Below are 26,222 nucleotides of genomic sequence, written 5' to 3' on the forward strand. Positions count from 1 at the left end.
TTTCGGCTGAGCCGCCCCAAGCCCCGAAAATCGTGATAGGTATAGACCTATAGCGCTTTTCGGACGGACGACGTCAGGCGCGGGGCCTGGCGGTCCCGCGCCGGAACAGCGAGGCATCCATGGCACCGCCCAGCGGGGTTGCTACCACCGCGGAACTGACCCAGCGGCAGCAGGTCCCGGCGATCATGGGCGGCACGCCCGTGCGCACCCGGCCCTGGCCCACCTACGAGCGCGGAGACGTCTGGATCCGCGAGCGTGACGAGGAGGCCGCCATCGCGGCGATCCGGCGTCACCTCTTCTTCCGCTACGACGAGCGGCCGCCGGCCGAGACGTCGACGGCGCGCTTCGAGCGCGCGCTCTGCGACTACTTCGGCGTCGAGCATGCCCTCGCCTGCGCCAGCGGGACGACCGCCATCGCGCTCGCGCTGATGGCCCTGGACCTGCCGGCGGGCTCGCGGGTCGCCTGCCCGGCCTTCACCTTCGCCGCCACCCCCAGCGCGGTGCTGCTGGCCGGCGCTCAGCCGGTGCTCGTCGGCTGCGACGAGGACCTGCACTTCGACGTCGAGGATCTGCGCCGGGTGCTGGAGGAGGGTGTCGCCGCCGTCGTGGTGGTCCACATGCGGGGCTTCGCCAGCGATGTGGAGGCCATCTGCGCGCTCGCCGACGAGTACGGCGTGCCCGTCGTCGAGGACGCCGTCCCCGCCCTGGGTGCGACGCTGCGCGGCCGGCTGCTCGGCACCTTCGGCCGCTTCGGCGCCTTCAGCACCCAGTCGGACAAGTCCCTCAACACCGGCGAGGGCGGCTTCCTCGTCAGTGACGACACCGAGGCGTTCGCGCGTGCCGTCGTCCGCTCGGGCACCTACGAGGGGCGCCTCGGGCGCCACTTCCCCGACCGGCTGCCGCAGATCGACGAGTTCGCCGAGCCCATCTTCAGCTTCCGCATGGACGAGATCCGGGCCGCGCTGGCCGCCTCCCTGCTGGACGGGCTGCCCGACCGGCTCGCGGCGCATCGCCGCGTCTACGACACCGTCGCCGCCGGGCTGGCGGGGACGCCGGGCCTGCAGCTGCGCCGACCGGTGGCCGAGGGTGCCTACCTGGGTGAGGCGCTGGTGTTCCGCCTCCCCGGCGCCAGCATCGAGGAGGCGTCCTGGTTCGCCCGGGCGGTGCGGGCCGAGGGTGTCTGTGCCCGTGCCCTGGGCGACCCCGGTCAGCCCAACGTCCGCGCCTTCTGGAACTGGCGCTTCCTGCTCGGTGACGACGCCGAGGCGGCCAAGGCCACGCTGCCGCGGACCGCACAGCTGGTGGGCGAGGCCGTCGACATCCCGCTCTCGGCCAATCTCACCGCGGCCGACTGCGACGACGTGATCGAGGCGGTGCGCCGGGTTGCCACCTTCCGCTCCGGCACCCGCGCGGTCTCGTGAGCTTCGTCCTCGCCGACCCCACTCTGGAGCACCGCAGCGCAGGCGAGGAGTTCGTCCGCGCCGTCGGATCGCACCGCGGTGACGGTGACGTCACCGTCGAGCTGGGGGTGGTGCTGACGACGGTCTTCCCGCTCGCCGCGACCCGGCCCCGCTACACGGTGCGGCACCTGCTGCGATCGGTGACCTCCCGCGACGAGCGGCCGCGAGCCGTCACCGAGACCCGTCCGGCGGACAGCCCCGAGGTCTCCGACACCAGCTACGGCAGCACCCCCGAGGCGGGGTACCGACCCGCGCTGGTCGACGTGGCGACGACCGAGGTCGCGGTGGAGGTCGAGGTCCCGGCCGGGTTGGCCGAGGACCCCGCCCTCTTCGCCGCCTACGTCGATCACCGCGTCGTCGTCCGGCTCTGCACCGTCGAGAACCAGGCGCTGCTGCACGGCAGCGAGGACGGCGCCATCCGGGGACTGCTGACCGTCCCCGGCCTGCGCCGCCGCACTGCGCCGGGCGAGCTGGACGACGAGATCGCGACCGCGGCGGCGCAGGTGGAGGAGATGGGAGGCTCCTGCGACGGCATCGTCGCCCACCCCAACGTCTACTGGCGATTGCTGCGCACCGGCATGCTCGGCCGACTCGGCGAGGCCGGGCTGCGGGTCTCCCGCACCCGCATGATCGCGCCGGGACAGATCCTGCTCGGCGACATGCGGGCCACCGCCACGCTGGTGGACCGCGGTGTCTCCACCCTGACGCTGCGGCGCGGGGTGGGGGTCGACGGTGCTGACGTCGCCCGGGCCGCACAGCGGGTGGGGCTGGCCCTCAACCTGCCGCAGCACCTGCTGCTGCTGGACCTGCCGTGAGTCTCCGCGTCCTCTACGTCACCGGGTGGTGCCGCTGCGGCAGCACCATCCTCGGCAACCTGCTCGACGCCGTGCCCGGCGTGGTCCATGTCGGGGAACTGCACTACCTGTGGCGCAACGGTGTGCTGCGCAGCGGCACCAACACGCAGTGCGGCTGCGGCGCCGAGGTCGCCGACTGCGAGCTCTGGGCCAAGGTCCTGGCGAGCCTCGCCCTCGACGAGGCCGGCGCGCGTGAGGCGATGGCCGGTCAGGCGCAGCTGCGTACCCGCCACACCGTGACGCGGCTGGCCGAGTCGAGGGGCCTGCGGGCACGTCCCGCAGCGGTGCGACGCACCGTCGACCGTCTCGTCGAGAGCTACCACGCGATCGCCGGGGCCACCGGCGCGCAGGTGGTCGTCGACAGCTCGAAGTACCCCGCCGAACCGGCCGCGCTGCTCGGTCGCGACGACGTGGATCCGCGGGTGCTGCACCTGGTCCGGGATCCGCGCGCGAGTGCGCTGTCGTGGGTGACGCCGAAGGAGTACATCCCGGCGATGGGGGTGGCGCGCAGCACGGGCTACTGGACCGGCATCAACGCGGCCTCCGAGCTGGTCACGCGGGCCGCCCCCCGTTCGCTGCGGCTGCGCTACGAGGACTTCGCCGCCGCGCCAGCCGCGACGATCCGCGCGGTGCTGCAGCTCTGCGACATCGACGCCCAGCCACCGGTGGACGCCGCGGGTCACGCCGTCCTCGGCGTGAACCACACCGTCACCGGCAATCCCGACCGGCTCCGCCAGGGCCCGGTGACGATCCGCCCGGACGAGCGGTGGCGCCACGCCATGCCGCGCTCGCAGCGCCTGCAGGCCACCGCCATCGCCGCCCCGCTGCTGTGGCGGCACGGCTACCGATGAGGGGGAGCAGCTAGTCATGGACCTCGGACTGGCCGGCCGGGTCGCGCTCGTCTCGGGCGGCACCAGCGGGCTGGGTCGCGCCTCGGCCGCGGCGCTGCTGGCCGAAGGCGCGGTGGTCGAGCTCTGCGGTCGCGACGCCGCGCGGGTCCAGGCGACCGTCGCCTCGCTGCGGTCCGAGCTGCCGGACGGTGACGACCGGGTCGCCGGCAGCGTCGTGGACCTGCAGGTCTCCGACCAGGTTCACGGCTGGGTGGACGCTGTCGCCGCCGGGCGCGGCCAGGTCGACGTCGTCGTCGCCAACGGCGGCGGCGCGACGCCGGGAACGGTCACCGACTTCACCCTCGCCGACTACCGGGCCGCCGGCGAGTCGGTGGTGCTGCCGCACATCGACCTCACCCTGGCCGCGCTGCCGTGGCTACGAGCCAGCGGGCAGGGTCGAGCGCTGCTGGTGGCATCCGAGGCCGTCCGGCAGCCGATCCCGCACTACGCGCTCTCCAGCGTGCTGCGCCCCGCGCTGCTCGGCTTCGCCCGCTCGTTGGCCGACGCGGTCGGCGGCGACGGCGTCACCGTCAATGTCCTGGCTCCCGGCTACCACGACACCGAGGGGCTGCGCCGGCAGTTCGGTGACCGGGCCGACGACCGGCTCGCCGAGATCGGTGCGCACCTGCCCGTGGGGCGGGTGGGGTCACCGGCGGACTTCGGCGCCACGGTCGCCTTCCTCGCCGGTCGTCAGGCCGGCTTCGTCACCGGGACCTGCCTGCTCGTCGACGGCGGCGCCACCCGCGGCATCTGACGTCGAGCCCTGGGGGGCCTGACCAGCAACGACGGGTGGACGTCCGCCGGACGACACCGGCGGGTTACCGCTCGCACGGACGCGGGTAGCTCGCCGCAGGACATTCAGCGGGAGATTGAGCGGCTTCGCGCAAATCTGGCCGGTGACGTCGACCGGCTGCACGAGAAGGTGTCGCCGCCGCGCGTCATGGGACGGCAGGTCGATCGGGCCCGCGGGCAGGTCTCGTCGCTCCGCGACCGCGTCATGGGTTCGAGCGACGACGGCAGCGGCGTCCGTGGCACTGCGGATTCGGTCGGCAGCACGGTGAGCTCTGCGGCGGGCAGCGTCCAGGAGACCGTCGGTGCAGCGCCGACGACCGTCCGCCGGCAGACGCAGGGCAATCCGCTGGCCGCCGGGCTGGTCGCCTTCGGCCTCGGCATGGTGGTCTCAGCCCTGCTGCCCGCGACCGAGGCCGAGACCCGGGCCGCCGAGCAGGCGGAGGAGAAGGCCAAGGAACTCGCGGGGCCGGCGAAGGAGATGGGTCAGGAGCTCGTCGAGGAGCTGAAGCCGGTGGCGCAGGACGCCGCTGAGCAGGTCCGCTCGACGGCGCAGGAGGGTGTCCAGGACACCGCCGACCAGGCCAAGGGTGCGGCGCAGGAGGTTCGGGAGCCACTGCAGCAGTGATGCCGCGATGATGATCGGGTGACGAAACGGATTGTCGTCGTCGGCGCCGGGGTGGGTGGACTCTGTGCCGCCCTCCGGCTTCGCGCGGCCGGCCACGAGGTCGTGCTCTGCGAGGCCGGACCCGCGGTGGGCGGCAAGCTCGCCGGCGCGGAACTCGTTGCCGACGACGACACCTTTCGTTTCGACACCGGGCCGACGCTGCTGACGCTGCCGCAGGTCTTCGCCGAGGTCTTCGCCGACACCGGGTTGCCGCTGGCCGACGCGCTGGAGCTGCAGCGCCTGGACAGCATCTGCGACTACGGCTTCGCCGACGGCGCTCGCGTCACCACGGTGACCTCGCCACAGGAGCAGTGCGCGCGTTTCGACGCGGCCTTCGGCGCCGGGTCCGGCGCGGCATGGCAGCGGGTCGTCGACCGGGGCACGGAGATCTGGCGCGCCGTGGAAGGGCCGATCTTCGGCAGGACGATGTCCGCGCGGTCGGCGCTCGCCCTCGGCCGCAGGCTGGCGCGGTGGCGTGACCTGCGCGCCGTGGCGCCGCACCGCACGCTGCGCTCGGTGGCGCGACAGCTGCTCGACGACCCGCGGCAGCGGTCCATGCTGGAGCGCTACGCCACCTACGAGGGTTCCGATCCCCGTCGCGCACCGGCCGCACTGGCGGTGGTGCCCTTCCTGGAACACCGCTTCGGCGCCTGGTACGTCGCGGGTGGACTGCATCGGATCGCCGACGCCCTCGCCGCACGTTTCGTCGCGCTCGGCGGCGAGTTGCGGACGAGCACACCGGTGACCGCCGTGGTCGGGGCCCGCCGGGTGCGGTCGGTGGAGTGCGCGGACGGGACCGTGCTGCCGGCCGATGTCGTGGTCTCCGGGGTGGACGCGCACCACCTCTACGGCGAGCTGCGTCCCCGTCGGCGACGGGTGCCGCCGGCGGATTCGCTCAGCGGGGTGGTGCTGCTGCTGGCGGTCCGTGATCCGCTCCCCGATCTCGGTCACCACACCGTGCTCTTCGGCTCGGCGCCCTACGACGACGAGTTCGATGCGATCTTCGGCGATGCGCCGCGCCCGGTGGCCGAGCCGGTGCTCTACCTCAACGCGCCGCGCGACCCGGCCGTCGCACCGCCGGGTTGCCGCGCCGTCTACGTCCTGGTCAACGCGCCGCGTCACGGCACGGCCGGTGAGCCCGGCACCCTCGACTGGACGGCACCCGGCCTGGCCGACAGCTACGCCGACACGCTGCTCGACCAGCTCGCCGTGCGGGGGCTGGACCTGCGTCGTCATGTCGTCGCCCGGGCCGTCCGGACGCCGGCCGACCTGGCACGCGACACCGGCGCGCCCGGCGGCGCCATCTACGGTCGGGTGCAGCACGGCCCGCTCGCCACGATGACTCGGCCACACAATCATGCGGCGACGCGTGGGCTGTACCTGGTCGGCGGCTCGACGCACCCCGGCGGCGGGCTGCCGCTGGTGGCGATGTCCGCCCGGGCCGTCGCCGCCGAGATCGGTCCCGCCTGAGCGTCGGTGCGTCTCTGGCGTCTCTGGCGTCTCTGGCGTCTCCGGCCGGCCCCCGCCCTCGGTGGGCCCCGGGCGTGCGCGGCCTTCGGCCTCGGTTGGCCCCACGTGCGCGCGGTCTCCGCCCTCGGTTGGCCCCACGTGTGCGCGGCTGGGGCGCGCCGATCACCGCGCTGAGGTGGGGCCAACCGTGCCAGCGCGGGGCCAACCGCTCCGGGGCCCACCTGGCGTGCGCGGCCTCCGACCTCGGTTGGCCCCGGGTGAGCGCGGCTGGGGCGCGCCGATCACCGCGCTGGGGTGGGGCCAACCGCGCCAGGGTGGGGCCAACCGCGCCAGGGTGGGGCCAACCGCACTGGGCGGGGGCTGGGAGTGCGACGTCAGTGAGGACGCCCCCGGTACGCCGGAGCGGCGACGGGGGTGCGCAGCAGCTGCACGATCCCGACCGCGCTCGCAGCGAGCCACACCGCCGCACTCCACCCGGCCGGCCAGCGGCGTCCGGTGATGGCGCCGGCCTCGCAGGCCAGCAGCGCACAGATGGTGAAGGTGGGGCGTTCGGCCACCGTGACCCGGGCCGGCACCCGCCGTGCCCGGCGCAACGTGTCGACGCCCCAGGCGCCGGTGACCGCCGCGGCGGCCACCGGCATTGGCACGCCGCGCCGTTGCAGCACGAGGGCGAAGGCACCGTCGGCGAGCCGGTCGGCGACGGCGTCGGCCACCCTGCCGTGCCGGGTCGCCCGCTCCGCGACCACGGCGACCGCACCGTCGAGACCGTCGCAGAGCGCGGTGGCCAGGACAGCCACCCCCGCCGACGCCGGGTGCCGCGGGGCGAGCGCCACCGCGGCGCCGGCGAGGCCGACGCCGGTGACGGTCACCGCGGTCGGCGGCACCCCGGCCGCGGCGAGGAGGCGGCCGCCGCGCCACATCAACCGCAGCCACCCCGACAGCAGTGGCATCCGGGACGGGTCGATGTCGTGGTGCAGCGCCGACCACCGCGCGGCGAGGTCCTGCCGGTCGGCGTCCACGTCCTCAGTCGTACCGCACCGGCGCGACGGGTAGAGCACGGTGGTGCGCATCGCGACGTTCAACCTCGGCTCGGCGCGCGGTGCCGACGGTCGCGCCGACCTGGACGCCTGTCGCCGCGCGATCGCGATGCTCGATGCCGACGTCCTGGCGCTGCAGGAGGTTGACCGCGACCAGCGGCGGTCCGGGTTCGCGGATCTGACCGAGCTCGCCGCCGAGGCGATGGGCGCCGAGCACCGCGTCTTCGCCCCCGCGCTCTACGGGACACCCGGTCGCCGCTGGCGGGCGGCCCGCGGCGAGGAGCGGGACGGCCCGGCCTACGGCTGCGCCCTGCTCTCCCGGCAGCCGCTGCAGGCGGTGGAGGTCATCCACATGCCCGCGTTGCCGGTGGTGCTGCCGCTGTGGGTGCCGGGTCCGGGGCTGGTCCCCGTCCGGGAGGAGCCACGCGTCGCCATCACGGCCCGGATCAGGATCGGCGCCGGCGACGTGACCGTCGTCTGCACTCATCTGCCCTTCGTCCCCGGCTGGAAGCGCCGTCAGCTGCGCCGGCTTGCCGAGCGGCTGCGGACGGCACCCGGTCCGGTGCTGGTGCTGGGCGACCTCAACATGCTCGCCGGTGCGGCCGGCCGGGTCAGCGGGTTCCGGCCGCTGGCCGAGGCGCCGACCTTCCCGGCCGCCCGACCGCGGCTGCAGCTGGACCACGTCCTCGCTCTCGGCGAGCTCGGCCGGGTCGTGGCGGTGAGCACGCCGGTGGTGCCGGTCTCGGACCACCGTCCGCTCGTCGTGGACCTCGCCGACTGAGCTCAGCCGGGACCGATCACGACCTGCCGAGCGGTTCCGCTCAGCGGGACACCGCGGGCAGCCAGGTCGGCGACGAAGCGAGTCGCGAGCGGATCAGCGGTGCCGAGCGTCAGCGCGACGACGTCACGGACCGTCCGCGGTGTGAGCGAGCGCAGCACGCCGCCGAAACCCGACGGGACGGCGCCGGCCGGGACGAAGGCCACCCCGAGACCGGCTGCCGCCAGCACCGCCGCCCCCGTCGTGTTCGCGGTCCGCAGCACGGGCTCCACCGTCACACCGTGCCTGGCGAGCTGCGCGCCGATCTGGTAGCCGAGGCCGTGGCCGGCCCGATAGAGCACCGCGGGCCAGCCGTCGAGGTCCGCCCAGCGCAGTGGTCCGGTTCTGGTGGCGAGCTCGTGGTCCCTGGCCATGGCGAGCACCACCTCCTCGCTGCCGATCGTCGTCGTGGCACCGACGAAGGAGGTCGGCGCCGGTGTCACCGCCAGGTCCACGGCACCTGCCACGAGCTCGGCGACGAGCGCGTCGGCGCTGTCGGCCTCCAGCACCGACAGCGCGACGTCGGGGTGGCGACGATGCCAGTGCCGCAGCGTGGGCGGCAGCACGCTCAGCAGCAGGCTGGCGGCACAGCCGATGCGGAGCACACCGGCCTTCCCGCCGGCGATCCGGCGCCCGGTCGCGGTGAGACGAGCCGCGGCCGCCAGCGCTGCCGAGGCGTCGGCCAGGACAGCACGGCCGGCCGTGGTGGGGAGGACACCGCGCGGCAGTCGCTCGACCAGCGCCACCCCGAGCTCGCGCTCCAGCGCGGCCAGCTGGTGTGAGACGGCGGGCTGGCTGGCGTGGAGTCGCGCGGCGGCCGCCGTCACCGAGCCCGTCTCCACCACCGCGACGAGGCACTCCAGGGCGCGCAACGTGGGCATTCGACAAATCTATGGCAGAGAGCCGAAACCCTCATCTCGCGACGGGATCAAAGCGGCGGTGCGTAGTGCTGGAACGGGTGACACCGATCGAGAGGAAACGTCATGACCAACCCCACCACCCTGTCCGGACGCCGCGTGCTCGTCATCGGCGGCGGGTCGGGAATCGGCAGCCGCATTGCCGCCGACGCCGCGGCGGCCGGCGCTCACGTGTTGCTCGCCGGCCGGCGCACCGATCGGCTGGCTTCGCTGGTCCGCAGGCTGACCGAGCAGGGCCACGCCGTCGAGAGCCTCGTCCTGGACCTTGCCGACGAGGCCACGATCGCCGCCGCGGCCGAGAGCGTCGGCCGGCTCGACCACATCGTCACGCTGGCCGCCGATCATGCGAACGGCCCGCTCGCGGGCCTGTCGGCCGAGGCCGTGAGCGGCGCCTTCGCGGCCAAGGTGGTCGGACCGCTCCTGCTGGCCAAGCACTTCGGCAGCCGCCTCGCCGAGGACGGCTCGATCGTCCTCTTCTCCGGTGTCGCCGCCTGGAAGCCTGCGCCGGGTCTCGCCGTCATGGCCACCACCAACGGCGCCGTGAGCTTCCTGGCCAGTGCGCTGGCGGTGGAGCTCGCACCGGTCCGGGTGAACGCCGTCTCGCCCGGCATCGTCGACTCGGGGGCGTGGGACGGGCTGGGTGAGGGCAAGGCGCAGCTCTTCGAGGCCACTGCTGCCGCCAATCCGGTGCGGCGGGTGGGCACCACCGCCGACATCTTGGCGGCGGTCCTCGCGCTGCTGACCAACGGCTTCATCACCGGCACGACGCTGCACGTCGACGGCGGCGGGCGCCTCGCCTAGCCGATGCCGTGCCTGCTCAGCGAGCGCGGCGTTCGTGCAGGGCGAGGGTGAGCAGATAGCCGAGCAGGAACACCAGGTTCGTGAGATAGAGCAGGAATCCGATCGCGGCGACGGTGGCGGCGGGGGCGTAACCGCCGAAGGCGCGGGCGAAGCCGCCCACCCACCGCACCGCCAGGGTGTAGCCGAGCAGCTGCCCGGAGATCCAGGAGGCGGCCAGGAAGGCGCCGGCGACGAGCGGCCAGGCCCGCGGCGACGTGCTGGCGAAGAGGCGGTACGTCACCAGCAGCGCTGCGAAGATCGCGAAGAAGAGCAGGTTGAAGGCGAGGAAGATGCCGAGCAGCCGGCCAGCGAGACCCTGCCCCACCCCGACGAGCAGTGGCCGCACCGGCCCGCAGAGCAGGACGACCGTGGCGACGGCGAACGCCACCAGCAGCGGGGTCAGTGCCCGGCCACGCAGGGCGCGGCCGCGGCGTTCCGGCGCGCGGGAGAAGCGCTCCAGCCCGCGGACGACGCCTTCGGCGAAGAGGGACACCGGCAGCAGGGCGAGCAGCAGCGTCCACCACGGCGCGGCTGCGGCCGTGCGGGCGAAGTCGAGGACGTGGCGGTCGAGGCCGAGGGGTCCCGGCAGGTAGCGCGCGAGCCCGGCCGCCGTTGCCTGCACGCGCTCCGGGCCGAGGAGCGCCGCCGCGACGCGGGTGCCCACGGCCAGCAGCGGCACCAGCCCGAAGGTCGCGTAACAGGTGAGGGCGGCGGCGACGAGCATGACGTCGGAGCGTCCGGCGGCCAAGCGGAGCCCGCGGCCGATGTCGGGCAACCGGGGCCGGCCGTGCGACGCGTCGTTCGGCGGCACGGGCGCTCCTCGCTGTCGGGACTCACCGTTGCGACTACCCGTGCACAGCCGGCGGTAACGCCGCCGGCAGCGGGGGAGGGGAACCGGGTTCGGGGTAGGTCTTGGACTGCCGGGCGCCCCAGACCACGGGGACGACCTTGCCTCGCCCGATCGGCCCGACCCGTGACCCCCACCCTCCGCACGCCGCCCGCGGCACTCCGGCACCCGCGCGCCGGCGCCGTGCTCGGTGGCCTCGGACTGCTGGCGATCGGGTTGCAGATCGCCTGGCCGCTCGCCTCGGCGATCGGACGGGAGCGGCTCTCGGTGGCGGTGGTGATCGTCCTCGCCGCCTTCTGCGTGGCCCACGCCGTGACCATGCGGGGAGCGCGTTTCGGCGTTGCGATGCCGCTGGTGACGGCCGTCCCCGGCTTCGCCGTCGAGGTCCTGGGCGTCCGCACCGCGGTCCCGTTCGGCGCGTACTCGTACTCCGAGGTGATCGGGCCGCGGCTGTTGGACGTGCCGGTGGTGGTCGCCCTCGCCTGGACGATGCTCTGCTGGCCCGCCGCCCTCGCGGCCCGCCGACTGGTGACGGGGCTGCTGGCACGGGTGGTCGTCGCGGCCTGGGGTACCACGGCGCTGGATCTCTTCCTGGATCCGCAACTGGTCGCCCTGGGGGCCTGGACGTGGCGCCACCCGGAGCCGCACCTGCCGGGTGTGCCCGCGATCCCGCTCACCAACTACGCCGGCTGGCTCGCCGTCACCGTGCTCCTGCAGGCGGGCCTGCAGGCGTTGCTCGCTCGTGGGGAGGTCCGGGACGGCGTCCCACGGGGCATGATCACCGATGTGCCCGGTCTGTTGCTGTACCTGTGGTTCTGCCTGTCGTGGGTGGTCGCGCTCGCCGTCTTCCTCGGCCAGCCGGCTGCGGCAGGCTGGGGTGCGCTGGCCTGCGCGGTGGTCGCCGGACCCTTGCTGGCGGCGCTGCGCCGGGGCCAGCGCGCGGCGGTCGCCGGGTGACGGCGGACGAGGAGGTTCGCGCACACCTGGCCGCGGTCGACGCCCTGCTGCTCGCCGAGCTCGACCGGCTCCGGGCGGACTGGACCGCCGGTGACGCCGTCGCGACTCAGCCCGTCGATCCGCCCGAGCAGCTGCGCCGTCTCGTCCTGCCGGGCGGGAAGCGGACCCGGCCGACCATGGCGCTGCTGGGCTGGACCGCGGCCGGCGGCATCGCGACCGGCGACGCTCGGGACGACGTCGTCCGGGTCTCGGCCGCGCTGGAGCTGCTCCACGCCTTCGCGCTCGTCCACGACGACGTCATGGACGAGTCCGCCACCCGGCGCGGCCACCCCACCGTCCATCGCGCCGCCGCCGCCTGGCACGCCGAGCGAGGCGGGCGCGGTGACGCTGCGCGCTTCGGCGAGAGCGTCGCCCTGCTGGTCGGCGATCTCGCCCACGCCGAGGCGGACCGCCTCGTCGCCGTGCTGCCTGCCGCCATGCAGCAGGTATGGCGCCGGCTCGTCCTGGAGCTCGTGACCGGGCAGTACCGCGACGTCGTCGGCGCCGCGCTCGGCGACAGCGATCTGGACAACGCCCGCCGGGTGGCCCGGGCCAAGACCGGCTACTACACGGTGGCGCGCCCGCTGCAGCTCGGTGCGGTGGCCGCCGGTGCCGGCGAGCCCGCGCTGGCGGCGCTCGAGACCTACGGCGCGAACGTCGGCGAGGCCTTCGCCCTGCGCGACGACCTGCTGGGCGTCTACGGCGACCCGGCCGAGACCGGCAAGCCGGCCGGCGACGACCTCCGCTCGGGCAAGCCCACGGTGCTGCACGCACTGGCCCGGCAGCGGCTCTCCGGATCGGCGGCCGACGCGCTCGCCGCCGCCGGGAGGACCGGGATGACCGACGCGCAGGTGCGGCTGGTGGGTGAGGCCATGGTCCTGGACGGCGTCGTCGCCGATGTCGAGGAGATGATCACCGCGCGGCTCGCGGAGGCCATCGAAGCCGTCACCGACGCCGCGCGATCCGGCGCGCTCACCGACGACGGTGTGGACCGCCTGGTCCGCACCGCGCACGACCTGGGACGGCGAACTCGATGACCCGACGCACGACGGCACGCAGCTTCCACCTCGACGGCGAGTTCGACGCCACCGCGCCGCGCTACGACCTCATGGTGGGGTTGAACCCCGGCTATCACGAGCACCTGCGCGCCGCTGCCGACGCGCTGCTGGAGTCCACCCCGCCCGGCCCGCGGCTGGCCGACCTCGGCTGCGGCTCGGGTGCCTCCACCGCCGCACTGGTCGCCGCGCTGGGCGAGGACGCCGACGCGGCGAGCATCCTCGGCGTCGACGCCTCCGACGGCATGCTCGACGTGGCCCGGCGCAAGCGCTGGCCCGCGGGCGTCCGGTTCCGGCACGGCAAGGCCGAACAGATCGTCGACCGCGCCGCCGAGTGGGGGATCGAGGAGCAGCTCGACGGCGTCCTCGCCTGCTACCTGTTCCGCAACGTGGACGACCGCGACGCCGCGCTGCGGGCGGTCTTCGACCGGCTCGCGCCGGGCGGACGGCTGGTGGTCCAGGAGTACTCCGTCGCCGGGTCCCGGCGCGCCACCGCGCTCTGGACCTTCATCTGCTGGGCCGTCGTCATCCCGCTCAGTCTCGTGCTGACCCGTCGCACGGTGCTCTACCGCTACCTCTGGCGCAGCGTGCTGCGCTTCGACACCGTCGCCCGCTTCGAGGGGCGGCTGCGCGCGGCCGGCTTCACCGACGTCCAGACGCGTCCCGTCGACGGCTGGCAGCGCGGCATCCTGCACGTGATCGTCGCCGACAAGCCGGCCCGCCCGTGAGGCGCAGCGCCACGCGCGAGCTCCCCGGTCGGGACCGCGCTGCCGTCCACCACCCCGGCCCACCCGGCCGGGAGGACGACCACGGCAGCCACCACGTCGCGGTCGTCGGCGGCGGCATCGCCGGGCTCGCCGCTGCGACCGGCCTCGTCGAGCGTGGCCTGCGGGTGACCCTGCTCGAGGCCGAGCAGCAGCTCGGTGGTCGCGTCCGCAGCTGGCCGGTGGGCGATCCGGACGACGGCCGGACGATGAGCCGCGGCTTCCACGCCTTCTTCCGGCAGTACTACAACCTGCGGTCGCTGCTGCGCCGCATCGACCCCGGCCTGCACCGGCTGCGACCGGTCCCGGACTACCCGCTCATCGCGCCCAGCGGGGACCGTGACTCCTTCACCGGGCTGCCGCTGACGCCGCCGCTGAACATGATCGCCTTCGTGCTGCGGAGCAAGACCTTCCGGCTCCGCGACCTGGCCCGGATCGACGCCCGTGCCGCCACCGAGATGCTGGACGTCGCCTTCCCCGACACCTTCTCGGCCTATGACGGCGAGAGCGCCGCCCACTACCTGGACCGCCTCCGCTTTCCTGACGCCGCGCGGCACCTGGCCCTGGAGGTCTTCGCGCGGAGCTTCTTCGCCGACCCGGACGACTTCTCGGCCGGCGAGCTCATCGCGATGTTCCACGCCTACTTCCTCGGTTCGGCCGAGGGGTTGCTCTTCGACGTCCCGGACGACGACTACGACACCGCGCTGTGGCGTCCGCTGGGGCTGCAGCTGCGACGGTCGGGGGCGGAAGTCCGCACCGGCACCGCGGTGAGCGCTATCCAGCGGGACGCCACCGGCATCGTCCTCGATCTCGCCGACGGGACGCTGCGTGCGGACGCGGTCGTCGTCGCGACCGACCTGTCCACCACGCAACGGCTGCTCGGCGCGGCGACGGCGCCCGTCCTCGACCCGGACTGGCGGGAGGGGCTGGCCGCGCTGCGGTCCGCGCCACCGTTCGCGGTCTGGCGGCTCTGGCTCGACCGTCCGGCCCGACCGGAGCGACCGGAGTTCGTCGGCACCTCGGGCTTCGGCGTCGTCGACAACATCAGCGTCGTCGACCGCTTCGAGGACGGCGCCGCCCGCTGGGCACGCCGTCACGGCGGCGCGGTCGTCGAGCTGCACGCCTACGCGTTGCCGGCCGACCACGACCCGGCGGCGGTCCGCAACGAGATGTGGCAGGTGCTGCTCGGGCAGTACCCGGAGTTCGCCGGGGCCGGCCGGATCGCCGAGGAGTGGCTGCTGCGCGGCGACTGTCCGCTGGTCGGGACCGAGCCCTGGCGGCAGCGTCTCGGCGTGGCGACGCCCGAGCCGCGGGTCGTGCTCGCCGGCGACGGCATCCGCTGCGACTGGCCCGTGGCCCTGATGGAGCGCGCCGCGACCACCGGCTTCCTCGCTGCCAACGAGCTGCTCGCGGGCTGGGGCCTGCGTGGCCACGACCTCTGGACGGTGCCTCTCGGCGCCCGGACGAGGCTGGTCGGACGGGCGGCCAAGGCCGCGCCGCGGTTCACCGCGACGGGTCAGCCCACCTCGCCGGTCCGCACCCGGTAACGCCGCTCGGCGTAGGCGAGGTCGTCGATCCAGAGTCGCTTGGCGGTGTGCCGCATGGCCGGCCGGACCAGGGCGGCGACCCGCGTGGCGGCGCGGAAGCCACGCCGCGACGAGTGCGCCATCGTCAGCTCGGTCACCTGGGTCAGCGGACCGGTGGCGTCTCGCCCCAGCGGCGTCGCGTGCGTCTCCACCACGCTGCCGGCGCCCTCGCCGGAGAGGATGTGCATGGTGATGGTCCGGGCGTCGGGGCAGCTGAAGACCGCCCGCACCGGGACGCCGAAGGTACGGCCGAGCCGGTAGGTGACGTCGACGGCGAGCTCCTCGTCGGACGAGGCCGACTCGTCGACGGTGAGGTGGCTGAAGGCGTAGGGGTGCAGCCAGGAGCCGTGCCACGGGTCGAGGCGGTTGGCGATGACGTCCGACGGTTCGCACCGCCCCCGGACGACCATCACCGCGCTGACGGAGGCCTCCGCCGGTGGCCGGGTCGGGATCGTCGGACGCTTCGCCGCCGCTTCGCCTGGCGTGGGCAGCTGCACCCAGACCAGTTCGCCGTCGTCGTGTGCCGGATACGGCGACCACCCCGGACCACCGGACGGGGTCAGTGCCAGACCGTGCCAGCGGCAGCGGATGGTGCTCCCCTCGACAGGACAGCCCGCCATCGACGCCCCCAGGTGCGGACAGGCGCCGGGTCCGGCCACGAGCCGTCCGGTCGCGGTGCGCCAGAAGACCACCTCCGGGCCGGCGACACTGCGGACCACCGAGCGGCGCGTCGCGAAGCCGCGCGAGCCGGCCACCACGTACCAGCCGCCGGGGTCACGGGAGAGCGCCACCTTCAGCGCCGCGTCGATACGGTCGGGGTCCGCCTGCCGCCAGGTGGGCGCAAGCCGGGACTCCGGCGGCTGCGGACGTCGGGCGATCGGGATACGAGCGGGGTCGCTGGTCTCCATTGCCCTCCATGGTGCGCCCCCGATCGTGGAACCGAACACTCGATTGTTCGGCGTGTCGGTCCACGATCGCCGGCGGGGCGTTGTGGGGAGGCGGAGCTGCTCGTACGCTTCGTTGCACATCGAGCGCACCGTTGCGCAGAGCGCAACGGAAGGGAGAGCGATGAGCCAGAGCAGCGGGTCTCGTGCCCGGGTCGTCGTCATCGGTCTCGGCGTGGTCGGTGCCGCGCTGGCCGACGAGCTGGTGCAGCGGGGCATGCGATCGGTGACCGTCGTCGAGCAGGGGCCGGTCCCGGTCACCGGTGGCTCGAGCTCGCACGCGCCGGGTTTCGTCTTCCAGACGGGTCCGAACCGCGTGATGAGCCAGCTCGCCCAGCGCACGCTGGCCAAGCTGGACGGCCTGGACGTCCGCGGCGAGTGGGTGAGCAAGCGCGTCGGCGGTCTGGAGATCGCCCGCACCCCCGAGCGGCTGGCCGAGCTGCACCGGCGCCACGGCTTCGCCGAGTCGTGGGGCGTCCCCGCCGAGCTCGTCGGTCCCGAGGAGTGCGCCCGGCTCTTCCCTGCCCTGGATCCCGCCACCGTCCTCGGCGGCCTGCACACCCCGACCGACGCGGTGGTCAAGGGTGTCCGTGCCGTGGAGTGGCAGGCCGACCGCGCTGTCGCCGGCGGTGCGAAGGTGCTGGGGCACACCCGGGTCGTCGGCATCCGCTCGCTGCGCGGTCGGGTGACCGGCGTCGAGGTGCTACCGGTCCCGTCGTCGCCGGACGCCAGACCTGACGTCATCGGCGCCGACATCGTCATCTCCTGCGCCGGCCTCTGGGGGCCGGGGATGGCGCGCGAGCTGCTCGGCTTCGAGCTGCCGATGATGCCGATGGAGCACGGCTTCGGCTGGAGTACGCCGCTGCCGTCGCTGGCCGGGCTCTCGGCGGCGACCGAGGTCGTCTCGCCCATGCTGCGCCACCAGGACGCCGCCCTCTACCTGCGCGAGTGGGGCGAGACGATCTCGATCGGGGCCTACGAGCACCGGCCGATCCCGGTCGAGCCGGACGCCATCGCCTCGGCCGACGACTTCGCCGCCAGCGGCGTCCACCCGTCCATGCACCCCTTCACCCCGACGGACTACGAGCCGACCTGGCGCGAGGCGCAGGCGATCCTGCCGGAGCTGCGCACCGCCGAGCTGGACACCGCCCGCTGCTTCAACGGCATCTTCTCCTTCACCCCGGACGGCGGCCCGATGCTCGGCCCGGTGCCCGGCTTGGAGGGGATGTGGCTGGCGCAGGCGGTCTGGGTGACGCAGTCGGCCGGCGTCGCGCAGGTGGTGGCCGACTGGGTCACCAGCGGCGACCCCGGCATCGACACCCACGGTCTGGACTACCGCCGCTTCGACCCCGCGATCGTCAGCCACGACTGGACCGTCGCCCGCGCCAGCGAGGCCTACGACGAGGTCTACGACATCGTCCACCCGAGGGCGTCGACGCTGCAGCTGCGCGGCCTGCGCACCCCGCCGTGGCACGACCGGCAGCGGGAACTCGGTGCCGTCTTCGCCGAGGCCAACGGCTGGGAGCGTCCGCTCTGGTTCGAGGCCAACGCCGACCTGCCGCGCTACGGCGTGGCCGAGCGGCCGGGGTGGTCCGGCCGGTTCTGGTCGCCGATCGCCGCCGCCGAGGCGCACCACACCCGCCACGCCGCCGGGCTCTTCGACATGTCGGCGCTGATGCGGCTGGAGGTCTCGGGTGCCGGCAGCACGGCGTGGCTGCGCAGCCTGCTCACCACCGACATCGACAAGTCGGTCGGTCTGGTCAGCTACGGACTGCTGCTGGACGAGCGCGGCGGCGTGCTGTCGGACGTCACGGTGGCCCGGCTCGGGGACGAGCGCTACCACCTCGGCGTCAACGGTCCACTGGACCTCGCCTGGCTGCGCGACCGGCTCCCGGCCGGTACGGCGGTCAGCATCCGTGACGTCGCCTCCGGTTCCTGCGGCCTCGGCCTCTGGGGTCCGAATGCCCGGGCGATCCTGGCGGGCCTCACCGCCGCCGACGTCAGCCACGAGGGCTTCGGCTTCTACAAGGCCCGGGAGATCACGGTCGCCGGCGTCCCCGTGCTGGCGATGCGGCTCTCCTACGTCGGCGAGCTCGGCTGGGAGCTGTACACCTCCGCCGAATTCGGCGCCCGGCTCTGGGACGCCCTCTGGAGCGCCGGCCAGCCGCACGGTCTCATCGCCGCGGGTCGTCGCGCCTTCGAGAGCATGCGGCTGGAGAAGGGCTACCGGCTCTGGGGCACCGACGTCACCCGCGAGCACGGCCCGGAGCAGTCCGGTCTCGGCTTCGCCGTCCGGGAGAACGGCCGTGACTTCGTCGGTCGCACCGCCCTGCCCCACCGCCGTGACGAGACCCGGCTGACCTGCCTGCTGCTGGACGACCCCGACCGTGTCGTGCTGGGTCACGAGCCGGTCCACGCCGGGGGCGCCGTCGTCGGATACGTGACCAGTGCCGAGCAGGGGTACACGACCTCGACCTCGATCGCCTACGCCTGGCTGCCCGACGAGCTGTCACGCGTCGGGACGAAGGTCGAGGTCGCCTACTTCGGCGAGCGGCTCGCCGCGACGGTCACCGCCGAGCCGGTGTACGACCCCGAGATGAAGAAGCTGCGCTGCTGAGGAGTCCTTTCGTGGAGCACTACGACGTCATCGTCATCGGCGTGGGATCGATGGGCGGTGCCACCTGCAACACCCTCGCCGGTCGCGGCCTGCGCGTCCTCGGCCTGGAGACCTATGCGCCCGGCCACGACCAGGGCGCCGCGCACGGCGGCACCCGCATCATCCGGCAGTCCTATTTCGAGGACCCTGCCTACGTGCCGCTGCTGCGCCGCGCCTACGCCGGCTTCCGTGAGCTGGAGGCGGAGTCCGGCCGCTCGTTGATGACGCTCTGCGGCGGCATCTACATCGGCGATCCGGCGAGCCTCACCTTCGAAGGATCCCGGCAGGCGGCGATCGAGCACGACCTGCCGCACGAGATCCTGGACGCCGCGGAGATCCGGTCCCGCTTCCCCACCATGACCCCCGCGGACGACGCCCTCGGCCTCTACGAGCGGGACGCCGGCTACGTCCGCCCCGAGGAGACGACGATCGCCAACGCCGAGGTGGCGGCCCGCAAGGGCGCGACATTGCGGTTCGGCACGAAGGTCCGGTCCTGGAAGGCCACGCCGAACGGGGGGGTCGAGGTCCGCACGGACGACGCCGTCTACGGCGCCGACTCGCTGGTGGTCACCCCCGGCGCGTGGGCGCCTGTCCTGCTGGCCGAATTGGACCTCCCGCTGGCCATCGTCCGGATGATCTTCCACTGGTTCCAACCCGACTTCGCCGCCGTGCCCTACGAGGCGTGGGACGAGGGGCGCCACCCGGTCTACATCGAGCAGACCCACGACAACGCCCAGATCTACGGCTTCCCGATGACCGACGGTCCGGCCGGCGGCTTCAAGCTCGGCTTCTTCCGGCTCGGCACGCCCACTACCGCCGACACCATCGACCGGGTCGTCCGGGACGAGGAGAACGAGGCCATGCGGGTGCGGGCGCTGGAGCTCTTCCCGCACCTCACCGGTGCGGTCGTGCAGGCCAAGACCTGCCTGTACTCGGTGACCCCGGACGAGCACTTCGTGGTGGGGACGCATCCCGAACACCCGCAGGTGAGCATCGGCTGCGGCTTCAGCGGGCACGGCTTCAAGTTCGTGCCGGTCATCGGCGAGATCCTCGCCGATCTCGCCACGACCGGGCGCACCGATCTCCCCATCGACCTCTTCGACCCGCTGCGCCCCGCGCTGCGGCAATCCGCGGCGCTGACCGGTCAGGCCGTCTCGGCGATGTGACCCAGCCGGCGCGAGAGGTCGTCGGCGCCGTCGGCGAGCGCACCGGCGACCTCAGCGAAGCTGGCCGGCGGCATGCGGAAGCTCGGCGCGGTGACCGACAGCGCCGCCACGACGGTGCCCGACCGTCCCGTCACCGGCACGGCCACCGCGGTGGTGTCGGCCTCCCACTCGGCGTCGGCCGCGGCCCAGCCCTGCTCACGTACGGCCGCGAGCTCGTCGCGCAGCAGTCCGGGTTCGACGATGGTGGTCGGGGTGAACCGCTCCAGCGAGCCGGCCAGGACGGACTCGCGGATCGTGCTCGGCGCATAGGCGAGCAGCACCTTGCCGGTCGAGGTCGCGTGTAGCGGCGTGCGCTGCCCGATGTACTGCCGCAGCACCGCGATCCGCTGCGAGCTCATCGTCTGCGAGACGTTCACCGCGGCACGGTCCTCGAGGATCGCGACATTGGCGGTCTCGCCCAGCTGGTCGGCCATCCGGTCACAGATGAGCTGGGCGTCGCGGGCGAGGTCGATCCGGCGGCTGACAGCAGCGGCCATGCCGAGCACCCCGATGCCGAGCCGGTAAAGCCCGCGAGGGGTGTGCTGCTCGACCAGGTGGTGTGCCTCCAGAGTGGCGAGCAGCCGGAAGGCGGTGGAGCGGTGGACCTCCAGCGCGCGGGCGATCTCGCTGACGCCGAGCTCGGGCTGCTCGCTGAGCAGCCGCAGGATGCGCGCGGCGCGGTCGACCGACTGGATGATCGGCTCGTCGCCACCGGCTGTGCTGATGTCCGCCAAGCGGGCCATTGGTCCCTCCCCGGGTTTCCGGCCTGTTAATTTCCCACGCCGCGGCCGGTTGGCTCTTGACGGCCACTGGTGCCACGACGCCACAATGTTGCGCAATGAGATAGACGTTGCACTATACGCAACATTGGAAGGAGCCGCATCATGCTCCGACTCTGCGCGGTCGAGGAGCTCGTGCCCGGTGAGGGCCTGCGCATCGACGCGATCACACCGCCGGTCGCGGTCTTCCGCACCGAGGACGGTGGCATCCACGTCGTGGACGACACCTGCACCCACCAGGACGCCTCCCTGGCCGCGGGCTGGGTCGAGGACTGCCGGGTCGAGTGCCCGCTGCACGCCAGCTCCTTCTCGCTGCTCACCGGCGAGGTCGATCAGCCGCCGGCCACGCGCTCCATCCGGGTGCACCGCGTCGAGGTCGTCGACGGCGAGGTGTGGGTCGAGCTCTCCACCGCCGCGCCGAACCTGCCTCCCGGGGTGCGGGTCTGATGGCGGCCGCGGACGTCCGCTCCGTGCTCGTCGCCGGCGGTGGTCTCGCCGGCTATCACGTCGCCTACGCGCTGCGACGCCTCGGCTTCGACGGTGCGATCGACATCGTCGGCGCCGAACGCCATCTCCCCTACGACCGGCCTCCGCTGAGCAAGCAGTTCCTCGCCGGCGACATGGACCGCGACGCCCTCGCCCTGGACGACGCCGCCGCACCTCTGGACGTGACCTGGCACCTCGGCTCGCCTGCCGCGCAGCTGCTCGCCGGTCCGGCCGAGCGGCCGGGGATCCGGACCGCGACGGGCGAGCTCCGCGCTGACGCCCTCGTCCTCGCCACGGGCGCCGACGCCGTCCGCCTCGGGGCGGGCGTCCCCGGCGTCCACGTGCTGCGGACCCTGGACGACGCCGAGGCGCTGCGTGCCGACGGTGTCGCCGGCCGCCGGGTGGTCGTCGTCGGCGCGGGCTTCATCGGGCTCGAGACCGCGGCGACGGCGGTGCGGCTCGGTGCTGCCTCCGTCCGCCTGGTCAGCCCGGAACTCGTCCCGCTCGCGGACCGCTTCGGCGTTCCGGTCGGCGCGGCGGTCGCGCGGCTGCACGAGCGGGCCGGCGTCGAGCTGCTCGGCGGACGATCGGTCCGCGGCCTCACCACCGACGCCACCGGCCGCGTCGCCGGGGTGGTGGTCGACGGCCTCGTGGACGACGCCATCACCGTTCCCGCCGACCTCGTCGTCGTCGGTCTCGGGGTTCGCCCCGCCACCGGGTGGCTCGCGGGGACCGCGGCTACTGCGGGCCTCACCCTGGCCCCGAACGGCGCCGTCTGCTGCGACGCGACGGGTGCGACCGGTGCGCCGGGTGTCTGGGCCGTCGGCGACTGCGCGGTCTGGGCGCACGGCGACCGGCCGGGACTGCGCCGTGCCGGCCACTGGCAGGACGCCCTCGACCACGCGGCGGTCGTCGCCGCTGCCCTCACCGGCGCGCCGCTGCCCGCCCTGCCCGAGCCGTACTGCTGGAGCGATCAGTTCGGGGTCACCCTGCAGACCGCCGGGCATCTCGTCGGCGACGAGGAGCCGGTCGTCCTCGACGGCTCCGTCGAGGGGGCGGACCTGCTCGTCGGCTACCTCCGCGACGGCGAGCAGACCGCGATCCTCGGCATGAACCGCCCGCGCGAGGTCACGCGCTGGCGACGGACGCGACGCGCCCGCACCCCGCTCGTCGCCGCCTGATCCGCTCGAGAGGCCCGCGCACCATGATCATCGACCAGCTCGACGCGCCCGTCGACGGCTCCCTCGTCCCCACCCTCGGCGGTCGCTACTACACCGACGCCGATGTCTTCGCCCGCGAGCAGGCGACGATCTTCGAGCAGTACTGGTTCTGCGCCGTCCGCAGCGCCGACCTCGCCAAGCCCGGTGACTGGCGGGTGGTGGACGTCGGCCGCGAGCAGGTGATCGTCAGCCGGAACCGGCGCGGTGAGCTCCGGGCGTTCTACAACGTCTGCCGGCATCGCGGCATGCGGGTCTGCACTGAGGCCGCGGGGAGCAGCCGGACACTGCAGTGCGGCTACCACGCCTGGACCTACGACCTGGACGGGACGCTGGTCGCCGCCCCCAACCTGACCCGGATGCCGGACGTGGATCGGGACGCCTACGGGCTGCGGCGGGTGCACCTGCGGGAGTGGCTCGGCTACGCCTGGGTGTGCCTGGCCGACGAGCCGCCGTCCTTCGAGCAGACGGTTCTCGGCGAGGTCGTCACCCGGCTCGGCGACGTCCACAACCTCGACAACTACGGCGTCGATCGGCTGGCCCTCGGCCGTCGTGTCACCTACGACGTCGCCGCCAACTGGAAGTTGATCATCGAGAACTTCCAGGAGTGCTACCACTGCGCCACCATCCACCCCGAGCTCACCGAGGTGCTGCCGGAGTTCGCCGACGGCTGGGCCTCTCAGGCTTACGTGAACCACGGCGCGGCCTTCGGCGAGCGTGTCGAGGGCTTCACCGTCGACGGCTCCCCCGGAGTGGCGACGCTGCCGGAGATCGCGCCCGACCAGGACCGCAAGTACTACGCGCTCACCGTCCGCCCCAACGTCTTCCTCAACCTCGTCCCGGACCACGTCATCGTCCACCGGATGTTCCCCGTCGCCGCCGACCGGACCGTCGTGGAGTGCGACTGGCTCTTCGCCCCCGAGGTGGTGGCCGCCGGTACGGACGTCTCGGCCTCGGTCGAGCTCTTCCACCGGGTGAACGAGCAGGACTTCCGTGCCTGCGAACAGACGCAGCCGGCGATGTCCTCCAGGGTCTACGCCGACGGCGGGGTCCTCGTCCCGGCCGAGCACCACCTCGTCGACTTCCACCGCTGGGTGCAGCGGCACGTCGACGAGGGGTGACTCGGCCGGGCCGGGTCAGCTCGCGGAGGCGTTGGTCCCGGAGCGGATCGCGTCGCTGACGGCGGCGGCGAGCGTCGTCCGGAAGGACGGGTCGCCATTGCCGTAGAGCGCGATCACGTGGCGCAGGATGGGGAACGACGAGCCACCGCTGGAGCGGGTGTAGACCGGCTCCACGTAGAGCATCTTCCCCGCCACCGGAACGGCCTGCAGATCGCCGAGGACGACGCTGGAGTTACCACCGCGCTGCAGCGTCAGCGCCTCGGTGATCGTGGTGTTGGACTCGATGTCGTTCTGCACCTGCGCCGGCGACTCGCCGGATCCGGAGCGGTACGTGTCGACGGTGAACCTGCCGTAGTTCGGACCCGGCTCGGCGTCGACCGAGACGTAGGCCGCCAGCTGCTGTCCGTTGAGGGTCACCATCGGGCTGGAGAGCCGGAACCGCTGCCCGTCCGTCCCGTCGGTCCCGGTCGCCCGGTCCATGTAGAGCGAGGGCAGCGGGGCCTTGCTGCCGGTGGAGCTCGACGAGTTCAGCGACCCCGCGGCCGCCACGGTCGGGTCGGTCGGGACGGTCCAGAAGTCGTTGCCGCTGTAGAAGCCGGTGGCCGAGGTGACGTGGTACTTGGCGATCAGCGAGCGCTGCACGTTGAAGAGATCGGTGGGGTAGCGCAGCTGCGGCAGCAGCGCCGAGGGGATCTCCGACTGCGGCTTGACCAGGCCGGGGAAGGTCTTCTCCCAGGTGCGCAGCAGCGGGTCCGGGTGGGCCTGCTGGTCCCAGGAGTACAGCGTCACGCGGCCGGTGTAGGCGTCGACGACGGCCTTCACCGAGTTGCGCAGGTAGTTGACGGTACCGCTCTGCGCGACGGAGGCGCCGTTGGCCACCAGCGTCGTGTTCGTGGCCTTGCGCAGGTTGATCAGCTGCGAGTTCGGATAGTTGCTCGTGCTCGTGTAGCTGTCGACCACCCACTGGATGTGCCCGTTGACGACGGCGGGGTAGACGTCACCGTCCGGCGTGAGCCACGGCGCCACCTTGGCCACCCGCGCCCGCGGGTCGCGGACCATGAGCAGCTGCGAGGCGGAGTTCACCTCGGAGCTGAAGAGGATGTTCGGGTCGTGCATGCGGACGGCGAAGAGCAGCCGCCGCAGCGTCGAGCCGATCGGGATGCCGCCGTGGGCGGAGTACGTCGTCCGTCCCGGCGCGTCGCCGCCCGGACCACCGACACCGGCGGGGTGGTCGAACTCCAGCTGGGCCGCGCTGCCGCGGGGCTGGCCCACGATCGAGTACGACTTGGTGCTGAAGCCCTGCCCGAAGTAGACCTGGGGACGGGTGACGCGCAGGGCGCTGTTGCCGCTGCTCGTGCCGTCGACGTAGACCGGGCTCTGGGTGCGGCTGTTGACCTCGGTGGTCGGCGCCGCCACGACGCCGTAGCCGTGGGTGTAGACGAGGTGGTTGTTGACCCAGCTTGAGTGCGGGATGCCGCTGAGGTGCAGCTCCCGGACGGCCAGCGCGACATCCCGCTCGGTCCCACCGAGGCGGTAGTGCGCCAAGTCCAGGGTGGACTTGAAGCCGTAGTAGGCCTGCAGCTGCTGCTCGACGTTGAAGGTCGGCGAGAGCTGGTTCGGGTCGAGCACCGAGAGCTGGTTCTGCGCCCGTGCCTGTGCCGTCAGGGTGGCGGCCGAGGCGCCGGTGGGCGTCGCCTGCGCGGTGCTCGTCGTCACGTCGCCCAGCGCGAAAGCGGTCCGCGTGGCGGCCTGGTTGTCGCGGATCTCGCCGAGGTCCACGCGCGCGGCACTGGGCAGCTCGCGGTACTTGAAGAAGAGGCTCGGGATCGTCGAGCCCGCCACCGTGGTCACGACGAGCGCGAGCACCAACGCACCGCCCAGGACGCGCAGCCGCGCGCCGAGCAGGGCGTTCGCGACCAGCGCGGCCGCGGCGAGCAGGAGCACGACCATGATCACGTAGCTGGCCGGCAGCGCGGCGTGGACGTCGGTCCACGACGGGCCGGTGACCGGTCCGCGGGAGGAGGTGGTGAGCGTGTAGCGCGAGAGCCAGGTGTTCGCGGCGCGGAGCACCAGCCACGCGGCGGCGAGCACCGAGGCCAGCACCGTGAGCCCGCGGCTGATCTTGCGACGGTCGCGCCGGATGCGCCAGGCGCCGTACCAGTAGCCGGCGACGACCGTGATGCCGAAGGCGTAGGTGACGGTCTGCGTCAGCAGCGAGACCACGAGCTGGTGGAAGGGCAGCACGTCGACGAAGAACGAGATGTCCCGGTGGAAGAGCGGGTCGCTGGCGTGCCACGGGGTGGCGTTCCACCACAGCAGCGCGTTCTGCCAGTTGGCTGCGGCGGCCTTGCCGACGACGATGCCGGGGATGACCGCGGCGAGCACGACCAGCAGCTTGCCGATCTTGGGTTCCACGCGGCGGAACATCCAGCGGAAGGTGTCGTCCTCCTGCGTCAGCGGCAACGGCCGCAGCCGGCGCATGCTGCGCATCGTGAAGCCGCAGGTCACCGCCGCGATCACCCCGAAGACGACGAAGAGGATCGACTGCGCCCAGAGCTGGGTCGTGTAGACCTCACCCGCGCGCACCGAGTCGAACCACATGTCGTTGGTGATGAGTCCCACCGCGGCGCGGAAGGCGTAGTAGAGCACGATCAGCGCGACCACGACGACGGCGAGGCGGCGCGCCCAGCGACGCAGGCCGCCGCGGTGCCGGACGACGATGTCGGCGGCGCGGGCGAGCACCGCGAGCGGACCGCCGGGCGTGCGCGCGGGGGCCGGGACGTCGGCCGGGCTGGCGGGGCCTGCGGGTGCAGTGGTGGTCACGG

Annotated in this window: 23 protein-coding genes; 17 read left to right on the forward strand and 6 right to left on the reverse strand. The window is 73.5% G+C overall.

Annotation, left to right across the window (positions count from 1 at the left end; translation table 11 throughout):
* Positions 1–119: 119 nt before the first annotated feature.
* The 6 genes from AC0NZQ_RS03155 (at position 120) to AC0NZQ_RS03180 (ending at position 6,130) form a co-directional block, all read left to right on the forward strand.
* The gene (locus tag AC0NZQ_RS03155; RefSeq protein WP_474528186.1) at positions 120–1,421 is read left to right on the forward strand and encodes a DegT/DnrJ/EryC1/StrS family aminotransferase; all 1,302 of its coding nucleotides are present in this window, start codon (positions 120–122) and stop codon (positions 1,419–1,421) included.
* The gene (locus tag AC0NZQ_RS03160; RefSeq protein ID WP_474528187.1) at positions 1,418–2,275 is read left to right on the forward strand and encodes a family 3 encapsulin nanocompartment shell protein; all 858 of its coding nucleotides are present in this window, start codon (positions 1,418–1,420) and stop codon (positions 2,273–2,275) included. The genes AC0NZQ_RS03155 and AC0NZQ_RS03160 overlap by 4 nt, the downstream gene beginning before the upstream one ends.
* Complete coding sequence (locus tag AC0NZQ_RS03165) at positions 2,272–3,165, forward strand: sulfotransferase (protein ID WP_474528188.1); 894 nt, start codon at positions 2,272–2,274, stop codon at positions 3,163–3,165. The genes AC0NZQ_RS03160 and AC0NZQ_RS03165 overlap by 4 nt, the downstream gene beginning before the upstream one ends.
* A gap of 16 nt (positions 3,166–3,181) precedes the next feature.
* The gene (locus AC0NZQ_RS03170; RefSeq protein WP_474528189.1) at positions 3,182–3,958 is read left to right on the forward strand and encodes an SDR family oxidoreductase; all 777 of its coding nucleotides are present in this window, start codon (positions 3,182–3,184) and stop codon (positions 3,956–3,958) included.
* A gap of 102 nt (positions 3,959–4,060) precedes the next feature.
* Positions 4,061–4,621, forward strand: a complete 561-nt coding sequence (locus tag AC0NZQ_RS03175; RefSeq protein ID WP_474529408.1) for a DUF3618 domain-containing protein — start codon at positions 4,061–4,063, stop codon at positions 4,619–4,621.
* Positions 4,622–4,639: 18 nt separating this feature from the next.
* On the forward strand, positions 4,640–6,130 hold the full coding sequence (locus AC0NZQ_RS03180; RefSeq protein WP_474528190.1) for a phytoene desaturase family protein: 1,491 nt from the start codon (positions 4,640–4,642) through the stop codon (positions 6,128–6,130).
* Positions 6,131–6,504: 374 nt separating this feature from the next.
* Here AC0NZQ_RS03180 and AC0NZQ_RS03185 read toward each other — a convergent pair whose 3' ends face one another.
* Positions 6,505–7,200 carry a CDP-alcohol phosphatidyltransferase family protein gene (locus AC0NZQ_RS03185; RefSeq protein ID WP_474528191.1) on the reverse strand — a complete coding sequence of 232 codons (696 nt, stop codon included), beginning with the start codon at positions 7,198–7,200 and terminating at the stop codon, positions 6,505–6,507.
* Between AC0NZQ_RS03185 and AC0NZQ_RS03190 the strand changes: the two genes are divergently transcribed.
* Entirely contained in the window at positions 7,193–7,948 is a 756-nt protein-coding gene (locus AC0NZQ_RS03190) for an endonuclease/exonuclease/phosphatase family protein (RefSeq protein ID WP_474528192.1), read from the forward strand. The genes AC0NZQ_RS03185 and AC0NZQ_RS03190 overlap by 8 nt on opposite strands.
* A gap of 2 nt (positions 7,949–7,950) precedes the next feature.
* Here the strand turns inward: AC0NZQ_RS03190 and AC0NZQ_RS03195 are convergent, their stop codons facing one another.
* Positions 7,951–8,865 (reverse strand): LysR family transcriptional regulator, encoded by a 915-nt coding sequence (locus AC0NZQ_RS03195; protein ID WP_474528193.1) that lies wholly within the window; start codon positions 8,863–8,865, stop codon positions 7,951–7,953.
* Positions 8,866–8,967: 102 nt separating this feature from the next.
* On the opposite strand from AC0NZQ_RS03195, the gene AC0NZQ_RS03200 reads away from it, so the two are divergent.
* The gene (locus AC0NZQ_RS03200) at positions 8,968–9,702 is read left to right on the forward strand and encodes an SDR family oxidoreductase (protein WP_474528194.1); all 735 of its coding nucleotides are present in this window, start codon (positions 8,968–8,970) and stop codon (positions 9,700–9,702) included.
* 16 nt (positions 9,703–9,718) lie between these two features.
* Here the strand turns inward: AC0NZQ_RS03200 and AC0NZQ_RS03205 are convergent, their stop codons facing one another.
* Positions 9,719–10,552 carry a YhjD/YihY/BrkB family envelope integrity protein gene (locus tag AC0NZQ_RS03205; RefSeq protein ID WP_474528195.1) on the reverse strand — a complete coding sequence of 278 codons (834 nt, stop codon included), beginning with the start codon at positions 10,550–10,552 and terminating at the stop codon, positions 9,719–9,721.
* Between the two features lie 162 nt (positions 10,553–10,714).
* Here AC0NZQ_RS03205 and AC0NZQ_RS03210 point away from each other — a divergent pair, with 162 nt between their 5' ends.
* The 4 genes from AC0NZQ_RS03210 to AC0NZQ_RS03225 are packed head-to-tail and all read left to right on the forward strand — an operon-like array spanning position 10,715 to position 14,950.
* Positions 10,715–11,545 carry a carotenoid biosynthesis protein gene (locus AC0NZQ_RS03210; protein WP_474528196.1) on the forward strand — a complete coding sequence of 277 codons (831 nt, stop codon included), beginning with the start codon at positions 10,715–10,717 and terminating at the stop codon, positions 11,543–11,545.
* The gene (locus AC0NZQ_RS03215; protein WP_474528197.1) at positions 11,542–12,621 is read left to right on the forward strand and encodes a polyprenyl synthetase family protein; all 1,080 of its coding nucleotides are present in this window, start codon (positions 11,542–11,544) and stop codon (positions 12,619–12,621) included. Before AC0NZQ_RS03210 ends, AC0NZQ_RS03215 begins: the two co-directional genes overlap by 4 nt.
* Entirely contained in the window at positions 12,618–13,367 is a 750-nt protein-coding gene (locus AC0NZQ_RS03220; RefSeq protein ID WP_474528198.1) for a class I SAM-dependent methyltransferase, read from the forward strand. Before AC0NZQ_RS03215 ends, AC0NZQ_RS03220 begins: the two co-directional genes overlap by 4 nt.
* A complete protein-coding gene (locus AC0NZQ_RS03225; RefSeq protein ID WP_474528199.1) occupies positions 13,364–14,950 on the forward strand; it encodes an FAD-dependent oxidoreductase in 1,587 nt (528 codons plus the stop codon). The genes AC0NZQ_RS03220 and AC0NZQ_RS03225 overlap by 4 nt, the downstream gene beginning before the upstream one ends.
* On the opposite strand, the gene AC0NZQ_RS03230 is transcribed toward AC0NZQ_RS03225, so the two are convergent.
* The gene (locus tag AC0NZQ_RS03230) at positions 14,920–15,897 is read right to left on the reverse strand and encodes a Rieske (2Fe-2S) protein (RefSeq protein ID WP_474528200.1); all 978 of its coding nucleotides are present in this window, start codon (positions 15,895–15,897) and stop codon (positions 14,920–14,922) included. The two genes, AC0NZQ_RS03225 and AC0NZQ_RS03230, sit on opposite strands and share 31 nt — an antisense overlap.
* A 160-nt stretch (positions 15,898–16,057) precedes the next feature.
* Here AC0NZQ_RS03230 and AC0NZQ_RS03235 point away from each other — a divergent pair, with 160 nt between their 5' ends.
* Positions 16,058–18,550 carry a GcvT family protein gene (locus AC0NZQ_RS03235; protein WP_474528201.1) on the forward strand — a complete coding sequence of 831 codons (2,493 nt, stop codon included), beginning with the start codon at positions 16,058–16,060 and terminating at the stop codon, positions 18,548–18,550.
* 11 nt (positions 18,551–18,561) lie between these two features.
* Positions 18,562–19,755, forward strand: coding sequence for an N-methyl-L-tryptophan oxidase (gene solA / locus AC0NZQ_RS03240; RefSeq protein ID WP_474528202.1), 1,194 nt, complete (start codon positions 18,562–18,564; stop codon positions 19,753–19,755).
* On the opposite strand, the gene AC0NZQ_RS03245 is transcribed toward solA, so the two are convergent.
* Entirely contained in the window at positions 19,734–20,537 is an 804-nt protein-coding gene (locus tag AC0NZQ_RS03245; RefSeq protein WP_474528203.1) for an IclR family transcriptional regulator, read from the reverse strand. The genes solA and AC0NZQ_RS03245 overlap by 22 nt on opposite strands.
* A 141-nt stretch (positions 20,538–20,678) precedes the next feature.
* Between AC0NZQ_RS03245 and AC0NZQ_RS03250 the strand changes: the two genes are divergently transcribed.
* From AC0NZQ_RS03250 to AC0NZQ_RS03260, 3 genes are read left to right on the forward strand one after another with little or no spacing between them, the layout of a single operon-like run.
* On the forward strand, positions 20,679–21,020 hold the full coding sequence (locus AC0NZQ_RS03250; RefSeq protein ID WP_474528204.1) for a bifunctional 3-phenylpropionate/cinnamic acid dioxygenase ferredoxin subunit: 342 nt from the start codon (positions 20,679–20,681) through the stop codon (positions 21,018–21,020).
* Positions 21,020–22,240 (forward strand): NAD(P)/FAD-dependent oxidoreductase, encoded by a 1,221-nt coding sequence (locus tag AC0NZQ_RS03255; protein WP_474528205.1) that lies wholly within the window; start codon positions 21,020–21,022, stop codon positions 22,238–22,240. Before AC0NZQ_RS03250 ends, AC0NZQ_RS03255 begins: the two co-directional genes overlap by 1 nt.
* Positions 22,241–22,263: 23 nt before the next feature.
* Positions 22,264–23,397, forward strand: coding sequence for an aromatic ring-hydroxylating oxygenase subunit alpha (locus AC0NZQ_RS03260; protein ID WP_474528206.1), 1,134 nt, complete (start codon positions 22,264–22,266; stop codon positions 23,395–23,397).
* Positions 23,398–23,412: 15 nt separating this feature from the next.
* On the opposite strand, the gene AC0NZQ_RS03265 is transcribed toward AC0NZQ_RS03260, so the two are convergent.
* Entirely contained in the window at positions 23,413–26,220 is a 2,808-nt protein-coding gene (locus tag AC0NZQ_RS03265; protein WP_474528207.1) for a UPF0182 family protein, read from the reverse strand.
* Between the last annotated feature and the right edge of the window lie 2 nt (positions 26,221–26,222).

Source organism: Jatrophihabitans sp. sgz311053 (genome assembly GCF_056135305.1).